Source organism: Bradyrhizobium sp. UFLA05-112, from assembly GCF_053572325.1.
Window position 1 is genome coordinate 24,895 of sequence record NZ_JBANBK010000006.1, and the last position, 23,043, is coordinate 47,937.

Consider the following 23,043-nt stretch of genomic DNA (forward strand, 5'->3'; position numbering starts at 1 on the left):
ACTTTTTCTTCAAGGGTCTTCCCCTAGGTTGACCGTGGAATGCCGGGGTCAACCAGCCTTCGATGAAACAACTGCGCAACAACGTCATCCGCGTCGGGCTGGAAGCACTCTATTTCAGCGGGGCGCACCACCTCCTGCGGCCGCTGCTCGCCGGCGTCGGCGCCATTTTCATGCTGCACCATGTGCGACCACCTCGGGAGGATGCGTTCCAGCCCAATCGGCATCTCGAGGTCACGCCGGACTTCCTGCGCGCCACGCTGTGCCATCTGCGCTCGCACGACATCGACATCATCTCGATGGACGAATTGCATGATCGGCTCGCGCAGGGCCAGTTCACCCGCCGCTTCGCTGCCTTCACGCTCGACGACGGCTACCGCGACAACCGCGATTTTGCCCTCCCCGTGCTGCGCGAATTCGGCGCACCTTCGACCATCTATGTCACGAGCGATTTCGCCGAGGGGACCGGACGTCTCTGGTGGATCGCACTTGAGGCCGTCATCGCCAAGGCGAGTCACATCGACGTGCAGATCGGCCATGCCGCGCTCCGTCTCGATGCGACGAGCGCGCCTGCGAAACAGGCCGCGTTCGACCGCATCCATGACTGGCTGCGCGCGTTGCCGGGCGAGCACGACCTTCAGCGCGAGATCACGGCGCTCTGCACGAAGCACGGTGTCGACATGGCGGCGCTCTGCCGCGACCTCTGCCTGTCCTGGGACGAGCTGAAGGCGCTGGCGGCGGATCCGCAGGTCGCGATCGGCGCCCACACCATCAGCCATTGCAACCTTGCCAAGCAGAGCGAGGAGATTGCCGCGCAGGAGATGGCGGTGGGCCGCGTGCGCATCGAGCACGCGCTCGGACGCCCCGTGCAGCACCTCGCCTATCCCTATGGCGACCGCCATGCCGCGGGCGAACGCGAATTCGCGCTGGCCGCGGCGAGCGGTTTCAAGACCGCGGTGACCACGCGCCCGGGCATGTTGTTCGCCGAAAATGCCGGTTACCCGACCGCACTGCCGCGCGTCTCGCTCAACGGCAATTATCAGGATGCCCGCATCCTGCCGGTGCTGACCTCGGGCGCTGCCACCGCAATGTGGAACGGCTTCCGCCGGTTTGCGGCGGCGTAGCCTCCCTCTCCGCTGTCGCCGCGGCAAAGGCCGGGACGACATCGAAGGGCCTGGCGTGCTGTCGTGTCCAGCGACCTACGACTCGATCTTCACATATTCGAAATCGCCGGGCTTGTTGTCGATGCCGACTTTCGGCGGCGAGATCCAGGACGCGAACTGGCCGATCTCGGTGACGGGCTTCATCAGGGAAGCGATGAAGTCGCCGTCGTTCGTTGACGGCAGCCAGTCGTCCTTGCGCTTGGCCCAGGTGGCGTCGTCGATCAGGATGCCCTCGGGCGTGGCGTGCACGTCCTTGAACTCGCCGATGTGCCGGTGGAACGTGACGTGCGGCACCGTCAGCTTGAAGTCGTAGCCCGCCGTCGAGATCACCTTGTTCCAGCGCAGCATGCCCTTGACGCAGTCCTGGGTGTAGTCGTCGCGCAGCCGCATGTTGAGCGCTGTCAGCGCCGGCTCGTCGACCATCTTGATCTGGCCGTCGACGAACTTCATGACCGGGTAGGTCGCGGTCTTGAGCTGGTGATCGTCCTCGATCGAGGTTTCCTTGTAGCGGCCCTTGATACCGGCGTTGAACGCGTTCGCAGCGTTGGTCGATACTTCCGAGCCGAACAGGTCGAGCGACAGTGAATAGTGCAGGTTCAGCTTCTTCTGGATGGTCGGCAGGTCGATGACGCCGAGCGCACGCACCTTGGCGATGTCGTTGGGGTCGGAGATGCCCGCCTCGCTCATCGCCTCGCAGGTCCGCTGCACCACGCGGGTGATGCCGGTCTCGCCGACGAACATGTGGTGCGCCTCTTCGGTCAGCATGAAGCGGCAGGTGCGCGACAACGGATCGAAGCCCGACTGCGCGAGGCTGTGCAGCTGCATCTTGCCGTCGCGGTCGGTGAAATAGGTGAACATGAAGAAGGACAGCCAGTCGGGCGTCGCCTCGTTGAAGGCGCCGAGCATGCGCGGCGCATCCGCGTCACCCGAGCGACGGCGCAACAATTCGTCCGCCTCCTCGCGGCCGTCGCGGCCGAAATATTTCTGCAGCAGATACACCATCGCCCAGAGGTGACGGCCTTCCTCGACATTGACCTGGAACAGGTTGCGCATGTCGTAGAGCGAGGGCGCGGTCTTGCCGAGATGGCGCTGCTGCTCGACGGAAGCGGGTTCGGTGTCGCCCTGGATCACGATCAAGCGGCGCAGCATCGCGCGATGCTCGCCGGGGACCTCCTGCCAGGCCGGCTCGCCATAGTGCTCGCCGAACGGCACGACGCGGTTCTCTTCCTGGGGAGCAAGGAGGATGCCCCAGCGATAGTCGGGCATGCGCACATAGTCGAACTTGGCCCAGCCGCGCGGATCGACCGAATAGGCGGTGCGCAGGTAAACGAGCGATTCCTGGAAGCCGTCCGGGCCCATGTCGCTCCACCAGTCCATGTAGCCGGGATGCCAGCCTTCCAACGCCTTCAGCACCTGGCGGTCTTCGGCGAGATTCACGTTGTTAGGAATCTTGGTCGAGTAATCGACGTTCATGATGTTCATGTTCATGGCCGTGCTCCTTGCGATCTCGTGTCCCGGACGCGGTGCAACGCGAAGCGTTGCGCCGGTGAGCCGGGACCCATATGGTCCGTCCGGGTCCCGGTTCTGCGCAGCGTCACTTCGTGCCGCAGCGCGCCCGGGACGCGAAAGTCATCAAACCCGCGTCATATCGAATTTCGGCTTCTGGCCGCTGCCGTAGCGGCGCAGCGCGCCTTCCTCACCGACCGCGTTCGGGCGCTGGAAGATCCAGTTCTGCCATGCGGTCAGGCGCGCGAAGATTTTTGACTCCATCGTCTCCGGACCAACGAAGCGCAGGCTCGCTTCCATGCCGGTGAGGCTGTCGGGCGAGAAGCTCGCCCGCTCCTCGAGGAACACGCGGACCTCGTCGTCCCAGTCGATGTCGTCGAGCGCGAAGGTGACGAGGCCAAGCTCCTCGGCCTCCTCGGCGTCGAGGCTGATCCCGACGGTGGCTTCCGCCCGCTCCACATCGGACGGATCGGCCTGGAAACGCGATTGCAGGCGGGTCAGCCCGTGGCTCATCGGATAGGGGCCGAAATTCATCGCGGAGAGCTCGATCGAGGGCGGCGGACGATTGTCGCCCTGGCGGGTGCCGATCAGCATGTACGAGCGGTCGGCGGCGAAGACGAGCTCGGCGAGCGTGCCGGCAAAGCAGGAGCCGGGCTCGACCAGCGTCACCAGCGTGCGCGAGGTGACGTCGATGCGCTTGAGCACGCGCTTCCAGTAATGGCGGATCTCGTTGACCAGCCAGTGCGTCTTATTGGCTTCGAGGAAAGCGTCGCAGGCGAGCACATGGGCGCGCTCGCCATGGCTCTTGAACACGAGCATCGCGACCTCGAGCTCGTTGATGCGCAGGTGCAGGATCGCATCGTCGAGCTCGCGCGCGACCTGGAGCGGCCAGAAGGATGCGCCCTGCGCCAGCAGGCCGTCGATGTCGGCAGGCGGGGCAGCCTCCGGCGCCTTGATCGAGATGGTGGCGATGCGCGCGGCGCGATCGATATCGACGCTCACGAAGCCATAGCTGATGCTGGTCTCATCGATGATGCGCTTGAGCGGGGTGAGCGCAATGCCCTCGCCGCTTCCCTTGCGCTTGGATGACGCTGCAAATTCCTTGGCGCGCTCGGTGATCTTCGCCTCGAGCTTGGAGTTCGGGGCGATTTCGTCGACGAGCCGCCAGGCGACGGCGCGCTTGCCCTTCACGCCTTCCTCGATGGTGCAGAAGAAGTCGGCGTGGTCGCGGCGCACCTTGCGCTTGTCGACGACGCGCGTGAGCCCGCCGGTACCCGGCAGCACGGCAAGCAGCGGCACTTCGGGCAGCGCCACGGCGGAGGAGCCGTCATCGGCAAGGATGATGTGGTCGGTTGCGAGCGCCAGCTCATAGCCGCCGCCGGCGGCCGAGCCGTTCACGACAGTGATGAAGCGCTGGCCGGAATTCTCCGAGGAGTCTTCCATGCCGTTGCGGGTCTCGTTGGTGAACTTGCAGAAGTTGACCTTGTGGGCATGGGTCGAGCCGGCGAGCATGCGGATGTTGGCGCCAGCGCAGAACACGCGGTTCTTGGCCGAGCGCATCAGCACGACCTTCACTTCGGGGTGCTCGAAGCGCAGCCGCTGGATCGCATCGGCAAGCTCGATGTCGACGCCGAGGTCGTAGGAATTGAGCTTGAGCTGGTAGCCCTCGAACAGGCCGCCGTTTTCGTCGACGTCCATGGTCAGCGTCGCGACCTCGCCGGCGATCGCGAGCTTCCAGTGCCGGTAGCGCGACGGATCTGTCTGGAAATCGATGAATTTCGCACCGCCTGCGAGACGACGATCTTCCCCGGCCATGGGCCACCCTTGAGCTCGATTATGCGCGTCTGGCTTTAACCTTTTCATGCAAAATAGTGCATCTTTCAGGCCGCGTCTAGTCCGTTGCGATCAATACATGCATTTTGCTTCATGATTACTCGGGGCGCGGAATCGTCCCGAGCGGGACCCAATCGGCCTTCGACAACAGCTTCGGGCGGCCGAGCTTGGCCTGGAGAAGAGCGACGAGCGCCTCGGTCGGAAAGCGGTCGACGAAGCCGTCACCGGCTGCGGATGCCTTGCGTGTCCGGAGCTCGCGCAGCTCCTCCAGCGCCTCGCCAAACAGGCGCGAGGCCGAATGCGGCCTGACGATGCGCAACCGCAGATTCGCGTTGGCAACATAGATGCAGGCGCGGAGCAGGATGCGCTCGCGGCCACGCTGGGGAGCTGCCGCCCACACCGCTTCCAGGACCTCCTGCGATTCCCAGAAGTAGCCGCGATCGTTCAGCGCGAGTCCATAGCGCAGCGCGGGATGTCGTGCCGGCACATGGCCGCGGAACGCCGGCGGCACGAGCGCCTTGGCCATGTCGAGCGTTTCGCAATCGGCGTCGAGATCGGTTTCACCGGGCACATAGGCCCATTGCGGCCACGGCAAGGAGCCGGCCACGGGTGGTCGCGCAATCATCGGAGCGAAGCCTCCGATGATTCATGCCGCATGTCCCTCAAGACCCCGGTCGGCGCGCAACGCCGCCTGGGCAAATTCTGCAATAGCGTCAAGCGTCGCCCCCGGCGCTTCACGATGCGGAGCGTGCCCCGCCTCTGAAATGACTTTCAAATCTACCGGACAATAACATTCTTCCTGCGCAATCTCGACCTGTCGCATGGTCCCGTATTGGTCATCCACACCTTGAACGACCAGGACGGGGACGCGGATATAGGCGAGGTACTCGGAAATATCCCAGTTGCGGAATTTTGGGTCGAGCCAGGCGCCGTTCCAGCCATGAAAGGCGTTATCGACGTCCTTGTGCCAGCGCGCCAGTTTCGCTCTTAGATCAGTGGTCTCGTAGGTCCTCTTGATCTCGGCGATCGACTTCACCGAGATGTCCTCGACGATGAAATGCGGCGCGATCAGCACAAGGCCTTGCAGGCGGTGATCCTGATGTGAACCTGCGTAAATAGTCGCGATCGAGGCGCCGTCGGAATGGCCGAGCAACAGTCCGCGCCTGAAGGCAATCGCGTCGAGCACCCCCGGCAACACGTCGAGCGCCTCGCGATGCATGTAGTCGAGCGTTCGCGGCAACGTCACCGAGCTCGACTGACCATAGCCCGCCCGCGAATAAAGGAAGATGCCGGCGCCGGTAGCGGCCTGCAGCTTTTCCGGAAAGTCGCCCCATAAGCCGACTGAGCCGAGCCCCTCATGCAACATGACGATGGTCGACGCATTCGCGGATTTCGGCGCAAGCCATTTGTATTCGAGGTTGGCGCCGCCGATGGTGAGGAAGCCTGTGGGGGCGAGATTGGTCATGCTGTCACTCTGCTCTCCGTCGTCATGCCCGGGCTTGACCCGGGCATCCACGTCTATCCTCAATCACGGTGGCGCGTGGATGGCCGGGACAAGCCCGGCCATGACGACCTGCTGCTAGTTCGCGCCTGCGCGCAGCTTGAAGCGCTGGATCTTGCCGGTTGCCGTCTTCGGCAAGGACTCCACGACGTCGATCCAGCGCGGATATTTCCAGGGGCCGATCTTCTGCTTGACGTGCTCCTTCAGCATCTCCTGGAGATCGCTGGCCTTGGCGCCGGGACGCAGCACCACGAAGGCTTTCGGCTTCAACAGGCCTTCCGGATCGGCTTCGGGAACGACGGCGGCTTCCAGCACGGCCGGGTGCGTGATCAGCGCGCTCTCGACCTCGAACGGCGACACCCAGATGCCGGAGACCTTGAACATGTCGTCGGAGCGTCCGCAGAAGGTGTAGCGGCCCTCGGCGTCGCGGACATATTTGTCGCCGGTGCGCGTCCACGGACCTTCGAAGGTGCGGCGGCTCTTGTGGCGCTGGTTCCAGTAGCCCTCACCGGCCGAGGGGGCATCGACCAGCAGCTCGCCGACCTCGCCGTCCGGCACATCATGGCCGGCTTCGTTGACCAGCCGCACCGCATAGCCCGGCACCGGCTTGCCGGACGAGCCGTATTTGATGTCGCCCGGCGCGTTCGACAGGAAGATGTGCAAGAGCTCGGTCGAGCCGACACCGTCGAGGATGTCGACGCCGAAGCGCGCCTTCCAGGCATTGCCCACCGATTCCGGGAGCGCCTCGCCGGCGGAAGTGCAGATGCGCAGGGCCTTGCCGCCGCGCTCCTGCTTGCCGGCTTCGTCATTGAGCATGGCCGCGAACAGCGTCGGCACGCCGTAGAAGATGGTCGGGTTGTATCGGTTCATCAGCTCGAACATGCGCGCTGGCGTCGGCCGCTCGGTGTTCAGCACAGTGGTGGCGCCGACCGACATCGGAAAGGTCAGCGCATTGCCAAGGCCATAGGCGAAGAACAGCTTTGCCGCGGACAGACAAACGTCGTCCTCGCGAATGCCGAGCACCTGTTTGGCATAGGTGTCCGCGGTCGCCTGCAAGCTCGAATGCAGGTGGCGCACGCCTTTGGGCATGCCGGTCGAGCCTGATGAATAGAGCCAGAACGCCGGCTCGTCCGGATGCGTAGCAGCGGTCGCGAAATCATCGGTCTCTTGTGCAAGTTCTTCCGCGAGCTGCTTGTGGCCGTTCTGCTTGTTGCCGGAGACGACGACATGGTCGAGATCCGGCATGCGGCCGACGATGTCCTTGATGACGGGATAGAGCGCCTCGGACACGAACAGCACACGCGCGCGACAATCGGCGAGGATGTAGGCGTATTGCTCCGCGGTCAGCAGGGTGTTGAGCGGCACCGGCACGATGCCGGCGCGGATTGCGCCGAGAAACAGAAGCGGAAAATCGATCGTGTCGAGCATGATCATCGCCACGCGCTCCTCGCGGCGAACGCCGAGACGGCGCAGCATGTTGGCCGCGCGACGCGTCTGTTGCTGGAGCTCGCGGTAAGTCAGGCGGGAGACGGTATCGTCGAAGACGAGCTTGTTACCCCTGCCCTCCGCGATGTTACGGTCGAGCAGCCAGGTCACCGCGTTGTAGGATGCCTCGCTCACGGACTTCTCCCCCGAATTTTGAATTATAATTCATAGAAAGACACTCCGTCGGCTTGCTGTCAATGCCATCAGGCATTATGTTTCCGACAAATGCGCCGCCGGACATCCGCTAAAGAAGGCAAATGACCGAAAGTCCCGACGCCGAATCCCAATTCCTCGAACAGCTTGGCCAGCGCGTGCGCACCATGCGCGCGCTGCGCGGAATGTCACGAAAAGTGCTCGCCAAGGTGTCCGGCATTTCCGAACGCTACATCGCCCAGCTCGAAAGTGGCAAAGGCAACGTCTCGATCGTGCTGCTCAGGCGCGTGTCGAACGCGATGGGCGCGCATCTGGAAGACCTGCTGCCGACGATCGAGCCAGCGCCGGACTGGCAGATGTTCCGCGATCTCCTGCGCAAGGCGACGCCTGGCCAGATCGCGCAGGCCAAGGACCTGCTCGCCGGCGGCAGCGCGTCGGCGCCGCGGCGCGCGCCGTTCTGCGGTATCGCGCTGATCGGCCTGCGCGGCGCAGGCAAGTCCACGCTTGGCAAGATCTTGGCGAAGAAGATCGGCTGGAGCTTCGTCGAGCTCAACAAGGCGATCGAGGAGCAGAACGGGCTTTCGATCGCCGAGATCATCGCGCTTTACGGCCAGGAAGGCTTTCGCCGCATGGAGCAGGCGGCGCTGCAACAGCTCCTCGCACGCCACGAGTTGATGGTGCTCGCAACCGGCGGCGGCATCGTCTCGGAGCCACTGACCTTCGACCAGATCCTGTCATCCTTTTACACGATCTGGCTGAAAGCCGAGCCCGAAGAGCACATGGCGCGCGTGCGCCGCCAGGGCGACCTGCGCCCGATGGCCGACGACCGCTCCGCGATGACGGAGCTGCGCAACATCCTGCTCAGCCGCGAGCCGCTGTATTCGCGGGCGACGGCGGTAGTGGATACTGCGGGGCTGAGCGTAGACGCCGCGGCGGCGCGGCTGATCGATGCGGTGCGGCCGGTGCTGCAGAACGAAGCGCGCAGCTTCGGGCTGCGCAGCGTGGCGCTGTAAGCGCGCGGCGGCGCCGGCGACGTAATTCCCGCCATCTCCGACATCGAGGAAGCGCGGGTTCAATCCACCTCGAGATAATCCGCCCCCGGCAATTCCGGAAACCGCGCCGTCGGCAGCGCCTGGTACCAGAACGCGACTGATGCGACGTCGTCCTGCAACGGCAGGTATTTCGGCTCCTTCACGCCGGAGCGCCAGCCGAGTGCCTGCATCGTCACGCGCAGATCGCTCTGGAAGCGCACGGGATCGGGGATGTGCCAGCGGTACATGCCAAAGCGCTGCTGCGACTTGTAGACGCCGTCGGGACGGATCACCTGCGGCAGGCCGGCATAGGGCGTGGTGAACTCGAGATAGCGCGACACTGGCCCACCGCTCGCACCGGGATTGGCGAGCTGCCACGGCACGCGCGGATCGAAATTATAGGCGCCGCCAAAATAATCCTCGGTGCCGGTCCCGCAGACGGTCGGAAATTCACCGTCGCCGTCGATGAAGAATTTTATCTCGCCCTCGCCCCACCAGCCATTGTTGTTCGAGCCCCAGGCCATGTAGGTGCCGATATAGTGGCCGTGCCCGGTGACGCCGTCGAGCAGCGTGTGGACCTCCTTGTACGGCACCGGATTGGCGCGGCGAAACTGCGCATGAAAATAGGCGCAATCTTCCGGCACATCCGTCAGCGCGTAGTTGATCTGGTAATAGATGGTCTGCGCCTCCTCGTTGCGGTTCTCCAGAGTGACGCGCGCACGCTTGCGGAACGGCATTTCCCAATAGCAGTTGAAGCCGCGGCCCGGATTGACGCAGACGGCGAGCGAGGACACCTGCGCAAATTCCTCCCAGCCACAGGCGAAGAAGTCGCCGACGGGGCATTCGACGCTCGGGTGCGCTTGGTCATCCCAATAGATGCGCAGGATGGAGTGGCGCAGACGGCCGCGCGAAATCGTCATCCAGATCTGCTGGATCGCGCCCGCGCCTTCGATGTCGGCAAGCGTAAAGGTCGCGCCGGGCGCGATGACGACGTAAGGTGAAATCTTCCAGCCTCGTCCGAGATCGCGCGCCTGAGGTGCTGCCGGGCCATCGACGGCCATGCCGCCCTTGCCTTTCTCGCCAGTGAAATTTTCCGGACTGATCGAGCGCGACCGCGCGTTCGACAGGCGCGAGAGATTGCCGAGATGGAGGCCTAGTCCGGAGAATGTCATTGTGAGTCTTACCTTGCTGCACGGCGGTCGGTGATCGAGGCACGAAACTAGCCTAGTCCGTACGGGAGCGTGCAAACAGGTCGTAGGGTGGGTTAGCGAAGCGTAACCCACCTCTTTCGTTTCCGCGTTTACAGAAGTGGTGGGTTAGGCCTCCGGCTAAACCCACCCTACACAGCCCAGCTATACCGACCAGTAATTCGCATGCTGGTAGGCGCGCGAGCGGTCGCCCCAATCGAATTCCTCGCCGTCGAACTCGCACGGGCCGGTGCTCAGCTCGTCCAGCGTCACCTCGACCTGGAAGGCCTGACGGTGCGGATCGTATCTCAGCGCGCTCCACTGGAGGGGATAATGGTGATGCGTGCCGAGCAGCCCTCCGGTCTTGATCACGGCATAGGCGACCGTTCCGCTCAGCTTGTCGAGCATCAGCCGCTCGATCGTGCCGAGCTTCGTGCCGTCGCGCCCGAAGACGGCGACGTGCTCCACGCGATCGCTGGGAACCATGGTGTGCATGGCGTGCTCCCTGGGTTTTTGCGTTTGCGGGAATTATAGCACAAGCGAGCGGCGTAGGGTGGGTTAGCGTCAGCGTAACCCACCTCTTTGCTCGCCACGCGTTGGGCGAAGCGGTGGGTTACGCTTCGCTAATCCACCCTACGTAGCTACTGTGGCGCTACAGCAATTGCGAGCGCACCGCCTCCGCGCCTTCGCGGAGCAGCGGCAGGAAGCGGTCGATCAGCTCCCGCGTCGGCACGCGGTCGACATGGGCACCCATGTTGATGGCGGCAACGATGGTGTCGTCGTAGCGGCGGACAGGAACGGAGATCGAGCGGAAATGCGGCTCGGCTTCGCGATCGACCAGCGAAAAACCCTGCGCCCGATCGGCGGCGATCTTCGCAACGAGCAGCTTCGGATCGGTCACGGTCTGCGGCGTCAGCGCCTCGCGTTTCATCTTCTTCAGGCGGACGGTGAGCGTGGCGTCGTCGAACTGGCCAAGCATGACGCGGCCGACCGAGGTGCAGAAGACCGGCAGCCGGTAGCCGATCTCGAGCCCGCCGGAGAACACCCGCATCGGGCTGCCGCGCGCGATGAACAGGACGTCGTCGCCGTCGAGCACCGCGAGCGAGGAGATCTCCTGCGCCGCGGTTGCGATGCGGTCAAGCGCCGGTTGCAGCACGGCAACGAGCTGGTTGGAGCGCAAATACGACGCTGCGAGCGTCAGCACGTGGGGCGTCAGCGCGAACAGCTTGCCGTCGCTGGCGACGAAACCGCCGCGCTGGAGCGTGAACAGGATGCGCCGTGCGGTGGCGCGCGGCAGCTCGGCGGCGCGGGCGAGATCGCTCAGCGTCATCGGGCCGGCGGTCGCGCCGAACATCTGTAACAGTCGCAGGCCGCGATCGAGGCTCTCGACGAAATCCGTCGCGCGCTCGTCCGTCTCGTTCCGCTTCAGCTTGGGCATCCGCTCCGCGCCTGCAAAATATTGCTTGCTGCCAAACCACGGCATGTCATAATTCGCCCATTCGTTCAATAGGCGAACAACGCCCCTCCGCGCAAAAAGGACGCCGCCGCCATGATGAGCCAGGAGCAGAACGACCTGATCACCCGCACCGGGCCGAAAGATCCCTGCGGCAGACTGATGCGGAGCTACTGGCAGCCGGCGGCGCTGGTGGACGAGCTGGAGGACGCTCGCCCGGTACGGCCCGTCAAACTTTTGGGCGAAAACCTCGTGCTCTTCCGCGACGAGAGCGGCCGCTACGGCCTGATCGACCGCCACTGCGCGCATCGCGGCGCAGACCTCGCCTTCGGACGTCTCGAGACTGGCGGCCTGCGCTGCGCCTTCCATGGCTGGCTGTTCGACGCGACGGGGCAGTGCATCGAGACGCCGGCCGAGCCGAAGGATTCAAAACTCTGCCAGAACATCCGTCAGCGCTCCTATCCCGTGGTGGAGAAGAGCGGCATCCTCTGGGCTTATCTTGGCGAGGGCGCCCCGCCCGCTTTTCCGGAGCTCGACTGCTTCGTCGCACCCGGCACGCACACTTTTGCCTTCAAGGGCCACATGGCCTGCAATTGGCTCCAGGCGCTGGAGGTCGGCATCGATCCCGCACACGCCTCCTATCTGCACCGCTTCTTCGAGGACGAGGACACCTCGACCGCCTACGGCAAACAGTTCCGCGGCGCATCTGCCGGCTCTGACCTGCCGATGACCAAAATCCTGCGCGAATACGACCGCCCGATCATCAACGTCGAGCACACCGAATACGGCCTGCGGCTGATCGCGCTACGCGAGATCGACGACGAGCGCACGCATGTGCGGGTGACAAATCAGCTCTTCCCGCACGGCTTCGTCATCCCCATGAGCACGGAGATGACGATCACGCAGTGGCACGTGCCGGTCGATGACGAGAACTGCTACTGGTACGCGATCTTCACCAGCTACACGAACCCGGTCGACAAGAAGAAGATGCGCGACCAGCGGCTCGAACTCTATGAGCTGCCCGACTACAAATCGCGCAAGAACAAGGCCAACGACTACGGCTTCGATCCGCACGAGCAGCAGACCGCGACCTATACCGGCATGGGCACCGACATCAACGTCCACGACCAGTGGGCGGTGGAATCGATGGGCGCGATCCAGGATCGTACCAAGGAGCATCTCGGCCAGAGCGACAAGGCGATCGTGCAGTATCGCCGCCTGTTGCGGCAGGAGATCGAGAGGGTCTTGGGCGGCGAGAAGCCGATGCTGTTTCTCGATGAAGATAACGCACGTTCGATCCAAGGGCCTGCAACGATGGACGGCATCGGGCCGACACGGGGCTGGGAGACCTACTGGATGGAAGTCGACGTCAAGCGACGCCGCGGCGCGCCCTGGACGGCGCCGGTGCCGAAGGACATTGAAGGCAAGGTGCATCGGCTGACGGCGGCAGAGTGAGGCTCGCGCTCGTGAGGCCACATCATGAAAATCGTAGGGTGGGCGAAGCAAAGCGTGCCCACCACTTCTGTCGATATCGTGGAGAGCTGGTGGGCACGGCGCTTTGCGCCTTTGCCCGCCCTACGGCAGTGGAGTAAACGTGAAGGCCCCTCCCGCGTCATTGCGAGCGCAGCGAAGCAATCCAGACTGTCGCCGGCGCAAGACTCTGGATTGGTTCGCTGCGCTCGCAATGACGGAGTATGTGGCGCGTACTTCACGCCTAATAACTGACGGAGTAATGCAGTGACTTTCGTCGCGCGTCATGAGCTCTGGTCGGCCGAGCAGAAGGACGCGGCGCTGCGCGTGCGGCGGATGGTCGAGGAGAACAACCTCGAAGTCATCCGCCTCGCCTTCCCCGACCAGCACGGCATTTTGCGCGGCAAGACCATCATCGCGGCCGAGGCGATCGCCTCGCTGGAGAGCGGCTGCTCCATCACCACCACCATGCTCGCCAAGGACACTTCGCACCGCACGGTGTTTCCGGTGTTCACATCGGGCGGCGGCTTCGGCATGAAGGAGATGGAGGGCGCGGCCGACGTGCTGATGGTCGCGGACCCCACCACTTTCCGCGTGCTGCCCTGGGCGCCGACCACGGGCTGGCTGCTGTGCGATCTCCATTTCAACGACGGACGGCCTGTGCCATTCGCGACGCGCGGGCTTTACCGGCGGGTCCTCGACGAGCTCGGCGCGCGCGGCCTTGATTTCGTCGCCGGCCTCGAAGTGGAATTCCACATCTTCAAGCTCGACGACGGGCATATGCGCCCGGAGGATGCCGGCCAGCCCGGCACGCCGCCCTCGGTGAGCCTGCTCAGCCACGGCTATCAATACCTCACCGAGCAGCGCTTCGATCAGATGGAGCCGGTGCTGGAGATCCTGCGCCGCGACATCGTCGCGCTCGGGCTTCCCTTGCGCTCGGTCGAGGTCGAGTTCGGGCCGAGCCAGTGCGAGTTCACCTTCCAGCCGCGGAAGGGCATCGAGCCCGCCGACAACATGGTGCTGTTTCGCTCGGCCGTGAAGCAGATCGCGCGCCGTCACGGCTATCACGCCACCTTCATGTGCCGGCCAAAACTGCCGAACGTGTTCGCCAGCGGCTGGCATCTGCACCAGTCGATCACCTCGCGCGCGGGCGGCGAGAACTTGTTCATGGCGAAAGATGCCAGTCAGCCGTTGAGCGAATTCGGCCGCGCCTGGCTCGCAGGCCTGCTCGACCACGCCCGCGCCTCAGCCGTGTTCACCACGCCGACGATCAACGGCTACAAGCGCTACCGTTCCTATTCGCTGGCGCCGGACCGCGCGATCTGGGGTCGCGACAATCGCGGCGTGATGATCCGCGTGCTCGGCAGTGCAAACGATCCGGCGACGCGGCTCGAGAACCGGATCGGCGAGCCCGCAGCCAACCCCTATCTCTACATGGCGTCGCAAATCCTCTCGGGGCTGGACGGCGTCGACCGCAAGCTCGATCCCGGCCCATCTGCGGACGCGCCCTACGAGACCAAGGCGCCGCTATTGCCAAAATCCTTACGCGATGCCGTCGGCGCGCTGAAGGACGACCCATTCTTCCGCGAGAAGCTCGGGGCGGAGTTCGTCGACTACTACACCCACATCAAGAATGCCGAGATCGACCGCTTCCTGGCCGAGGTGACCGACTGGGAGCATCGCGAATATTTCGAGATGTTTTGAGACCGGCTACTCGCCGTGGTGACGGTAACCCCACGGCGCCCTGCGGGCATACCTCACCCTCCTGTGAGACGACTTCGTCCCGCCTGTTCCGACGACATCACGTTGCCGCCGGACGAAGCCATTTTCCGTATGCCTCGAAAAGCGCCGGAAAGACTGCAGCGCTAGAGTGCGATTATGTGATCAGACGATGGAGTTCGGTCATGTGGGGTCAATTGTTCAGCCTGATTTACCGTCTGTCCTGCCGCACCACCCTGATCGAGATCGGCGTGCATCGCCTGTCACGCTGAGCGCCAGGTACGCTTAGGTAAGACGGATTGACCTTATGACGCGGGTTGCAGGGCAAAACGCGTCATCCCCGGGGATCCATTCACCAGTGGTAGCCGAGTGTCGCGATGACGGTCAGCGGCGCACCGCGGTAGCAATATCCAACCTGGCACGTGGTGTAGTGCAGATTGAAGAGGTTCTTGGCATTGACCTGGAACTGCACACTCTTCAATTCCTTCGCCGCCTGGCCAAGATCATATTTCAGCGCCGCATCGATCAAGGTAACCGCGCTGTTCTTGAAGGTATTCTCGTCGTCGCCAAAGCTCCAGGACATGTAGCGCACGCCCGCGCCGACGCTTAGTCCTGCGAACGGACTGGCCAGCGGCAGGGCATAGTTGCCCCACAACGTCGCGGTGTGCGGGGGGTTGCCGGATGGAAACTTACCAAGCGTCGAGCTGTCTGCAGCCTGCTTGGTGACCATGTCGAGATAGGTGTACGACGAGGTGATATCAAAACCACCACCCAGACTCGCGAGCCCCTGCAATTCAAAGCCGCGGCTTTGAATCTCTCCGCGCTGGACCGTGACCCCCGTCCCCGTCGTCACGAGCCCGCCGTCCTGGGTGAGGTCGAAGACAGCGGCGGTGATGAAGCTCCTGGTGCCGGGCGGCTGATACTTCACACCGACCTCGGTCTGCCGGCCGGTGGTCGGCTTGAAGAAGGCGCCAGACGGATCAACGCCGAGATTGGGAAAGAACGACGTCGAATAGGCGACGTAGGGCGCAACGCCGGAATCGAACACATAGGTCAGCCCGGCTCGCCCGCTATAGGCCTGGTCGGACTGCACTTGCCGGGTCACCGCGAACAGATCCTCGCCCGTGGTGCGCACCCAGTCACTGCGACCGCTCAGCGTCAAGATCCAGTGATCGAGCTTGGCCTGGTCCTGGACATAGACGCCGGACTGGATTTGCCGCTGTGCCGTCGAGGACGAGATTGCCGGATCAGGAATGGATTCGGGCGCATAGACCGGCGCTGCCAGATTGAGATCGGACACACCGAAGCCGAACCCCTGCATGTCAGAGAATTTCGACCAGGTGTAGTCGGTGCCGATCAGGAGGGTGTGCTGCACAGGTCCCGTAGCGACCTTGGCCTCGACCTGGTTGTCGACGATGGCGGATTGCAGCCTGTCGTGGACGTAGCCGGTATAGCGCGAAACGACGTCGCCCACCGGAGCGCCGAGAAAGCCGACATAGCGGGTGACCGCGTCCACATCCGTGTAACGGAACTTCTGCCGGACCGTGACGCTGTTGTCGAAGGCATGCTCGAAGATGTAGCCGACGCGCCCCTGCTCCTGATCCAGCGAATTGTAGGACGGACTGCCGGTGTAGATGTCGTTGGTCGTCCCGGTCCCCGAGGAGTAGGTGAACATCGACCCCGGCGTCTTCGATTTCTGGTAGGCGCCGAGAACCGTGAAAGACGTCGATTGATCAGGCTTCCAAGTGACGGCTGGCGCCACATAGACACGATCGTCCTTGCCGCCCGGCACGAACACGTCCGCCTCGCGAACGACCCCGGTCAACCGATAGAGAAACTGGCCGCTGGCATCGAGCGGCCCGGAAAGATCGAAATTGCCCTCAAAGCGACTGCGGTCGCCGAACAGGGTCTGCACCTCGTGAAACGGCTGGCTGGTCGGCAGCTTGCTCTGTAGATCGATCAGTCCACCGGGGGAGCCGAGGCCATAAAGCGCTGAGCTCGGCCCACGAACGACGGTGATGCTGTCGATGCCATAAGGTTCAGTCTTGAACACGCCGAGACCGGCACCGACGAGGCGCAGTCCGTCGAGATAGGTGCCGTTATAGGTGATATCGAAGCCGCGGATCGAGATCGAATCGAAGCGCGGATCGTAGCCGGCAGCATCGATGCGGACGCCCGGCTCGTAACCGACCGCCTCCGTCAGCGTCTGCACGGTGCGATCGTTGAGCTCCTTGCGCGTCACGACCGAGATCGACTGCGGCGTCTCGAGCAATGGCGTGCTCGTCTTCGTGCCTGCCGAGCTCGTGCCCGCAACGTAGCTGCTCTCGCTTGACGCATTGCCGCGACCGGCACCGGCCTCACGCGCGTTTTGATTTCTGGTATCCACGGGCCCGGCATTGCGCTGTGTCAGGTTGCGGTCGCGCGGCGATTGCGACGCTCACTGGGCGCGCGGACGCGCCTGTCCGGGTGCATCCACCGTGACGGGAGGCAATGAGGTCCCTGCGCTCGAGCCGGACCTCGGCTCGGATATCTGCGCGATCGACGGTGTCGGTTGCAGGAGCACTCCCAGGCCAGCCATCCCCAGGCCCAGGCCTGATCTCATCAACCGCTCCCAAACCAACTTATGCCCGTCGTCGCGTCTCATCGTCGTCCCCGAGTTCCATCTTCGAACGATCGGGGAGTAATCAGATCGCGGCGCGCACCGCCTTTGCGCGTGCGCAAATCACCTTTGATTCCACGTGGAGGCTCTCAAGTCTGCGAACGGATAGGCCTTCGTCGTCGACGACATGGACACGTCGTGCAGACTCATGCAGCTGCGTGCAGAACGCCCGCGAGCTCAGTCGAACTCTGCTACTGGCAGTCGCTCGGCGAATAGCCGAAGCGTCTGCGGAAGGCCGTTGCGAAATTTGCCGGATGGGCATAGCCGACCCGATAGGCCGCTTCGGTGACCGACAACCGCTGATGAATCAGAAGGGCCCGAGCAGCATCCAGCCGCCGGGCCCTCAAGTGATCGATCGCGCTCTCGCCATACGCCATCTTGAATTTTTGGTTGAAGGACCGGCGGCTCAGCCCGGCGTTCCGCGCCAACTCGTCGATGCTCCACGGGTAGGCCAGATCGGCGTCCATGCGCGCCTTGACCGACTGCAATCGCATCCGCTGGAGATCGGCTACCGGATCGATCTCGATCCTGCCCTGCTCGCCGGCCAGTGCATGAACGATGATCTCGGCAGCGTGCGCCGACAGCAACAATTTTGCAGCGTTTCCGTCGACCGGCGGCGAGAACATTTCTGCCGCGATGGCCTGAATGCGCGGCGATGCCTTCAAAGAGACGACAACCGCACCGGACTCGTCGTTCTCAAACAGTGCCCGGAAATCATGCTCGAGACCGAGACCGTCGATGGAAGCTTTGGGCAACGCCAGGCCTATCGCAGGCCTTTCATCACACTGAACCGGGCGCGCGACTGCAGCGGCTTCGCGGACGGCAATCACCGTGATCTGCTTTCTGCAACCCCTCCCATGCGCCAGATTGCCGCGGCCCTTCCCACCGTCGAACGCCACGGAAATGAACAATCCCGGCTGCGCGATCGCAGGCCAGTCTGCAGCGGCTTGAAACTCACCCCTCACAAACAGGCAGCCCGGGAAATCCAGCCATTGCGCCGCCGCTGAAGCGCCGGATCGTGTGGCGTCAACGTTGTCTCCACGCCGTCCGACGATTTGATCATAGAAGTCTTGCATCACTACGCTGCAAACTTTTACGACCAGCGACGGTGCGCTCAAGAGCTGTGCGAACAGTTTGGAGGGCTTCGAAACTAGATTTCGTCGAAGACGGCTGCCGATCCCCCGTGAGCGCGGCTAGAACGGACGACGTTGTGCCCGCACTGAGGAACGCGTCAAATTCCGAGATACCGGTGCTGCAGCTCAGGCTCGGCCGTCAGTTGGTCCGAGGTGCCGCTCCACACCGTCTTGCCGCGCTCGATGATGTAGTGGCGGTCGCAGATGCGGGCGAGGTGGTCGACGTTCTTGTCGACGACCAGGATCGATTGCCCGCGCTTCTTGAGCAGCGACAGGCAATTCCAGATCTCCTCGCGAATCAGCGGGGCGAGGCCTTCGGTCGCTTCGTCGAGGATCAGGAGCTTTGGATTGGTCATCAGCGCGCGGCCGATGGCGAGCATCTGCTGCTCACCGCCGGAGAGCTGGTTGCCCATGTTCGACGCACGCTCGGCGAGGCGCGGAAACAGGACGTAGATCGCGGCCAGCGTCCAGGGATTGTCGATGCCGAAGCGATCAGCGGCCGCCGCGACGAGATTTTCGCGCACGGTGAGATTGGGAAATATCTGGCGTCCCTCCGGCACGAGGCCGACGCCGAGTTTTGCGATCCGGTAGGGCGGAAGCTGGCGCACCTCTGAGCCCGCGAAGCGGATCGCGCCGGCGCGCGCGGGTGTCAGGCCCATGATGGAGCGGATGGTCGTGGTCTTGCCCATGCCGTTGCGGCCCATCAGCGAGACCATCTCGCCCGCCTTGATGGATAGCGACAGACCGAACAGCACCTGGGAGAGGCCATAGCAGGTCTCGATGCCGTCGACGTCGAGCAGCGAGTCGGCCATCTGGTCAATCATGGCGCCTCACCACATGCTGATCGCCGAGATAGGCGCGCTTGACCTCGTCGTTCGCGCGGATCGCGGCCGGATCGCCGGAGGCGATGACGCGGCCATAGACCAGCACCGAGATGCGGTCGGCGAGCGCGAATACCGCCGGCATGTCATGCTCGACCAGTACGATCGAGACTTCTTTCCGGAGATCCTGAAGCAGCTTCACCATGCGCTGGGATTCGGTAACGCCAAGGCCGGCCATCGGCTCGTCCAGCAGCAGGATCTTCGGCTTGCTTGCGAGCGCGACCGCAAGCTCGAGCTCGCGCCGCTCACCATGGCTGAGCCTGCTCACCACGACATCTGCGCGATGCGACAGGCCGACGCGATCAAGCGCGGCTTGCGCGGCATCGCGCAAGGATCGCTCCTTCCGCGCATTGGCAAAGAAGCGGAACGACGTGCCCGCGTGCGCCTGCGCCGCCAGCGCGACATTGTCGGCGGCGGTGAAGTCGAGCAGCAGCGAGGTAATCTGGAACGAGCGCGCGAGCCCCAGCGCGCAGCGGCGATAGGCCGGCAGATAGGTGATATCGCGCCCGCCGAGCAAGACGCTGCCCGCATGCGGCGAGAGGTGCCCGGTGAGCTGGCTGATCAGCGTGGTCTTGCCGGCGCCGTTCGGACCGATGATGGCGTGCAGCTCGCCGGCCGCAACATCGAGCGAAACGTGATCGGTCGCGATGATGCCGCCGAAGCGGCGCACCAGCTTTTCGACGCGGAGCAGCGGTTCAACCACGACCGGCCCTCCCGAGCAGGCCCATGATGCCGCCGCGCCCGAACAGCACGATAAGCAGCAGGAGCGGGCCCATGATCAGCGCCCAATATTCGGTGATCTGCGACAGGAATTCTTCCAGCAGCAGATATACCACCGCACCCACGACCGGGCCGAACAGCGTACCCATTCCCCCTAGGATCACCATCACCATGAGGTCGCCGGAGCGGGTCCAGTACATCACGGCCGGGCTGACGAAGTCGGTGTTGTTGGCGAGCAGCGCACCGGCAAGGCCGCACATGGTGCCCGATATGACGAAGCAGACGAGCTGATAGCGCTTCGCGGGAAATCCGATCGCCTGCATGCGCTGCTCGTTCGAGCGCAGGCCCTGCACGACAAGACCGAAGCGCGAATTGACGATGCGCCAGATCAAGACAATGACGCCCAGCAGGCAGCCGAGGCAGAGATAGTAGAACTGCACACGGCTGGAGAGATTGATCAGCCCGGAGAAATCGCTGCGCTTGTAGACGGTGAGACCGTCGTCGCCGCCGTAGCGCGCGAGGCCCGATGCGACGTAGTAGGCCATCTGCGCGAAGGCGAGCGTGATCATGATGAAATAGACGCCGCGCGTGCGCAAGGACAGCGCGCCGATCACGAGCGCATACAGCGCGGACGCCGCAAGCGCGACCGGGAACTGGATGAAGCCGCTTCCGATGCCTTCCTGCGCCAGGATGCCCACCGCGTAGCCGCCGATGCCGAGATAGGCGGCGTGACCAAAGCTCATCATGCCGCCATAGCCCATGATGAGGTTGAGGCTCGCGGCCGCGAGCGCCAGGATGACGATGCGGGTGAATAGCGTCAGGATGAAGATGTTGCCGGAAAGCTGCGAATAGAGCGGCAGCAACACGAGGCCTGCCAGCACCAGGGCCGTGACGGCCTTGCTCACGCTCAAAGCCTTCATCGACGACTGGCCGGAAACAGCCCCTCCGGCCGCACCACCAGCACGACAGCCATCAAGAGATAGATCAGCATGGAGGACAGCGCGGGCGCGGCGGTGGACGCTGCGGTTGAACTCAGGATCTGGCGCAGCAGGTTCGGCAGGAAGGCGCGGCCGAGCGTATCGATCATGCCGACGAAGATCGCCGCGAGGAACGCGCCGCGGATCGAGCCGATGCCGCCGATCACGATGATGACGAAGGCAAGGATCAGGATGTTCTCGCCCATGCCAATCTGCACGGTGAGGATCGGCGCCTGCATAAGCCCGGCGAGGCCGGCGAGCGCCGCGCCAAGACCGAACACCAGCGTATAGAGCAGCTTGATGTTGATGCCGAGCGCGCCGATCATCTCGCGATTGGAGGCTCCGGCGCGGATCAGCATGCCGATGCGCGTGCGCATCACGCCGAGATAGAGCAGCAACGCGACGAGAAGCGCGACCACGATGATGGCAAGGCGATAGGCCGGGTAATAGATGCCGGGCAGGATCGGCACCGGCACGGTGAGCCAGGGCGGCAGCGGCAGCGCGAGACCCGCCGGGCCCCAGATCAGCCGCACCGCTTCATTGAAGAACAGGATCAGGCCGAAGGTCGCGAGCACGTGGTCGAGATGGTCGCGGCCATAGAGATGCCTGAGCGCAACCACTTCGAGCACGATGCCGAGCACGAGCGTCGCGCCCAGTGCGAGCAGCGCGCCGAGCAGGAAATTGCCGGTCCAGGCGACGAAGGTCGCGGCGAAATAGGCGCCCATCATGTAGAGCGAGCCGTGCGCGAGATTGACGAGATCCATGATCCCGAACACCAACGTCAGCCCGGCGGCCAGCAGGAAGAGAAGCAGCCCGAACTGCAATCCGTTGAGGAATTGTTCGACGACGAGCAGCATCGACGCTCTTTCAGCCAGGCATCACGTTGCGCCGATGTTCGAACACGGCCGCCATCAGTGAAAGAGCTCCCCCTACCTCTTCAAGGCCAAAATCGGTAACGGCAGTATCGTTCCGACGCAAGAGCGATTCTATGCCCGACATGCACTTTGTTGCATCTCATCGAACAGGCGTTGAGTGCGACTTGCAAGAAGATTGCGTGGGGGATGGGTCAAGCTGCCGCACCCACGTCTACTCAGACGAGGCGCAGGGTAGATGTTGAACGGTGAGGTTGCTGCCGGCATCCCGGCGATTGTCTCGCGCACTCACATCAAGAATGCTGAGGTCGACAGCTCGCCTCACGATTCATCCGAGTAACGCGCTTCACCTCGCCCCGCGTGCGGGGAGAGGGAGAGGCAGGCCATCGTCGCGCTCAGTGCGAGGTCATCGAGTGAGGAAAGTCATCCCGGTCAGTCGCGACGCCGTCGGCGGTGGAAGCTTCGAGCGCCGCCATCCGGAACAGATAGGCGAGCGTGGCGTGGCCGCAATCATCCGCCATCTGCGCCAGCTCGAGCGCCATGTCGGACATGTAGCCGAGATTCTCTTCCTTCATTTTCATCTTAAGCTTCGCAAGGGTTCGGGTGTCTCGCATCATGTTCGACATCTCAGGCGGTCTTTCGTTGCGCGGCGGTGAGGCCGCAGGTGTTGGCACGGGCGACGGCGTCGAGGCGCGGACCATCCTGGCGTACGACGCTCGCCATGCCGATCCGCTCGCGCACGGTATCGAGCGACTCCCGGCAAACGTCGATCATGGCAGCCATGGTCCAAGAGCCGTCGACCAGCGCGGGCAATCCCAGAGGCGTGACGACGAATCCGATGTCGTGGAAGCGCGGCAACCACCAGGTCTCCATGACGAGGCAGAGACGCTCGATGCCCTGGTCGAGACAGAACTCCTGCGCCGACGCCATCAATTGCAGATTGATGGCTCCATCGCGGCGGTCACGCGCGACGAAGAAGCGCGACCATTCCCACACCAGCGCGCCAGCCGGACAGCCGCGCACCGCAGCGAGATGCGGAAAGACCTCGCTCATCATCGTCGGCTTCGTGGTCGGATACAGCCGGTAGCCGCCGATCACGCGGCGGCTCTCCAGCGCGAGCATGTAGATCGCATCGTCGTCGTCGTAGACGTCGACCTCGCGGCCGTCGGGCTTGCGCAGCGCTTCCCACTTGCGCTCGTCGACGAAGATCTCGTGCCGCAAGCGGAAGTGTTGCTCGACGACGTCTTCGTACAGATGTCGGTTCGCCGAAGAAATTGCATGGATCATGAAATCCCCCGTTCTT

At 63.7% G+C, this 23,043-nt stretch carries 20 protein-coding genes; 4 read left to right on the forward strand and 16 right to left on the reverse strand.

Annotated elements, in window-relative coordinates; translation table 11 throughout:
* Positions 1-62 precede the first annotated feature (62 nt).
* A complete protein-coding gene (locus tag SO180_RS05115; RefSeq protein ID WP_449377729.1) occupies positions 63-1,121 on the forward strand; it encodes a polysaccharide deacetylase family protein in 1,059 nt (352 codons plus the stop codon).
* Between the two features lie 75 nt (positions 1,122-1,196).
* Here SO180_RS05115 and boxB read toward each other — a convergent pair whose 3' ends face one another.
* From boxB to SO180_RS05140, 5 genes are all read right to left on the reverse strand, one after another.
* A complete protein-coding gene (gene boxB / locus SO180_RS05120) occupies positions 1,197-2,648 on the reverse strand; it encodes a benzoyl-CoA 2,3-epoxidase subunit BoxB (protein WP_449377730.1) in 1,452 nt (483 codons plus the stop codon).
* A 144-nt stretch (positions 2,649-2,792) separates the two neighbouring features.
* Positions 2,793-4,481 carry a 2,3-epoxybenzoyl-CoA dihydrolase gene (boxC, locus tag SO180_RS05125; protein ID WP_449377731.1) on the reverse strand — a complete coding sequence of 563 codons (1,689 nt, stop codon included), beginning with the start codon at positions 4,479-4,481 and terminating at the stop codon, positions 2,793-2,795.
* Positions 4,482-4,596: 115 nt separating this feature from the next.
* Positions 4,597-5,124, reverse strand: coding sequence for a DUF309 domain-containing protein (locus SO180_RS05130; RefSeq protein WP_449377732.1), 528 nt, complete (start codon positions 5,122-5,124; stop codon positions 4,597-4,599).
* Between the two features lie 21 nt (positions 5,125-5,145).
* Complete coding sequence (locus SO180_RS05135; protein ID WP_449377733.1) at positions 5,146-5,964, reverse strand: alpha/beta fold hydrolase; 819 nt, start codon at positions 5,962-5,964, stop codon at positions 5,146-5,148.
* Positions 5,965-6,078: 114 nt separating this feature from the next.
* The gene (locus tag SO180_RS05140; protein ID WP_449377734.1) at positions 6,079-7,620 is read right to left on the reverse strand and encodes a benzoate-CoA ligase family protein; all 1,542 of its coding nucleotides are present in this window, start codon (positions 7,618-7,620) and stop codon (positions 6,079-6,081) included.
* Between the two features lie 122 nt (positions 7,621-7,742).
* On the opposite strand from SO180_RS05140, the gene SO180_RS05145 reads away from it, so the two are divergent.
* Positions 7,743-8,651, forward strand: a complete 909-nt coding sequence (locus SO180_RS05145) for a helix-turn-helix transcriptional regulator (RefSeq protein ID WP_254102299.1) — start codon at positions 7,743-7,745, stop codon at positions 8,649-8,651.
* A 59-nt stretch (positions 8,652-8,710) separates the two neighbouring features.
* Here SO180_RS05145 and SO180_RS05150 read toward each other — a convergent pair whose 3' ends face one another.
* From SO180_RS05150 to SO180_RS05160, 3 genes are all read right to left on the reverse strand, one after another.
* Positions 8,711-9,841, reverse strand: a complete 1,131-nt coding sequence (locus tag SO180_RS05150) for a glycoside hydrolase family 172 protein (protein ID WP_449377735.1) — start codon at positions 9,839-9,841, stop codon at positions 8,711-8,713.
* Between the two features lie 180 nt (positions 9,842-10,021).
* Positions 10,022-10,351, reverse strand: a complete 330-nt coding sequence (locus SO180_RS05155) for a PRC-barrel domain-containing protein (protein WP_449377736.1) — start codon at positions 10,349-10,351, stop codon at positions 10,022-10,024.
* 157 nt (positions 10,352-10,508) lie between these two features.
* Positions 10,509-11,294, reverse strand: a complete 786-nt coding sequence (locus SO180_RS05160; protein WP_449377838.1) for an IclR family transcriptional regulator domain-containing protein — start codon at positions 11,292-11,294, stop codon at positions 10,509-10,511.
* A gap of 111 nt (positions 11,295-11,405) precedes the next feature.
* Here SO180_RS05160 and SO180_RS05165 point away from each other — a divergent pair, with 111 nt between their 5' ends.
* Together SO180_RS05165 and SO180_RS05170 are read left to right on the forward strand one after the other, a co-directional pair.
* Positions 11,406-12,764: an aromatic ring-hydroxylating dioxygenase subunit alpha gene (locus SO180_RS05165; RefSeq protein WP_449377737.1), complete on the forward strand. Its 1,359-nt coding sequence runs from the start codon at positions 11,406-11,408 to the stop codon at positions 12,762-12,764.
* A 282-nt stretch (positions 12,765-13,046) separates the two neighbouring features.
* Positions 13,047-14,483 (forward strand): glutamine synthetase family protein, encoded by a 1,437-nt coding sequence (locus SO180_RS05170; RefSeq protein WP_449377738.1) that lies wholly within the window; start codon positions 13,047-13,049, stop codon positions 14,481-14,483.
* Between the two features lie 367 nt (positions 14,484-14,850).
* Here SO180_RS05170 and SO180_RS05175 read toward each other — a convergent pair whose 3' ends face one another.
* The 8 genes from SO180_RS05175 to SO180_RS05210 all read right to left on the reverse strand — a co-directional run bounded on the left by SO180_RS05175 (position 14,851) and on the right by SO180_RS05210 (position 23,027).
* Positions 14,851-16,884: a TonB-dependent siderophore receptor gene (locus SO180_RS05175; protein ID WP_449377739.1), complete on the reverse strand. Its 2,034-nt coding sequence runs from the start codon at positions 16,882-16,884 to the stop codon at positions 14,851-14,853.
* Positions 16,885-17,348: 464 nt separating this feature from the next.
* On the reverse strand, positions 17,349-18,275 hold the full coding sequence (locus SO180_RS05180; protein WP_449377740.1) for a helix-turn-helix transcriptional regulator: 927 nt from the start codon (positions 18,273-18,275) through the stop codon (positions 17,349-17,351).
* A gap of 113 nt (positions 18,276-18,388) precedes the next feature.
* On the reverse strand, positions 18,389-19,102 hold the full coding sequence (locus tag SO180_RS05185; protein WP_449377839.1) for an ABC transporter ATP-binding protein: 714 nt from the start codon (positions 19,100-19,102) through the stop codon (positions 18,389-18,391).
* Between the two features lie 4 nt (positions 19,103-19,106).
* Positions 19,107-19,874, reverse strand: a complete 768-nt coding sequence (locus SO180_RS05190; protein WP_449377741.1) for an ABC transporter ATP-binding protein — start codon at positions 19,872-19,874, stop codon at positions 19,107-19,109.
* A complete protein-coding gene (locus SO180_RS05195) occupies positions 19,867-20,811 on the reverse strand; it encodes a branched-chain amino acid ABC transporter permease (protein ID WP_449377742.1) in 945 nt (314 codons plus the stop codon). The genes SO180_RS05190 and SO180_RS05195 overlap by 8 nt, the downstream gene beginning before the upstream one ends.
* On the reverse strand, positions 20,808-21,725 hold the full coding sequence (locus SO180_RS05200) for a branched-chain amino acid ABC transporter permease (protein ID WP_449377743.1): 918 nt from the start codon (positions 21,723-21,725) through the stop codon (positions 20,808-20,810). Before SO180_RS05200 ends, SO180_RS05195 begins: the two co-directional genes overlap by 4 nt.
* 410 nt (positions 21,726-22,135) lie before the next feature.
* A complete protein-coding gene (locus SO180_RS05205; RefSeq protein WP_254102280.1) occupies positions 22,136-22,321 on the reverse strand; it encodes a hypothetical protein in 186 nt (61 codons plus the stop codon).
* 46 nt (positions 22,322-22,367) lie between these two features.
* Entirely contained in the window at positions 22,368-23,027 is a 660-nt protein-coding gene (locus SO180_RS05210; protein ID WP_449377744.1) for an acyl-homoserine-lactone synthase, read from the reverse strand.
* Positions 23,028-23,043: the final 16 nt, after the last annotated feature.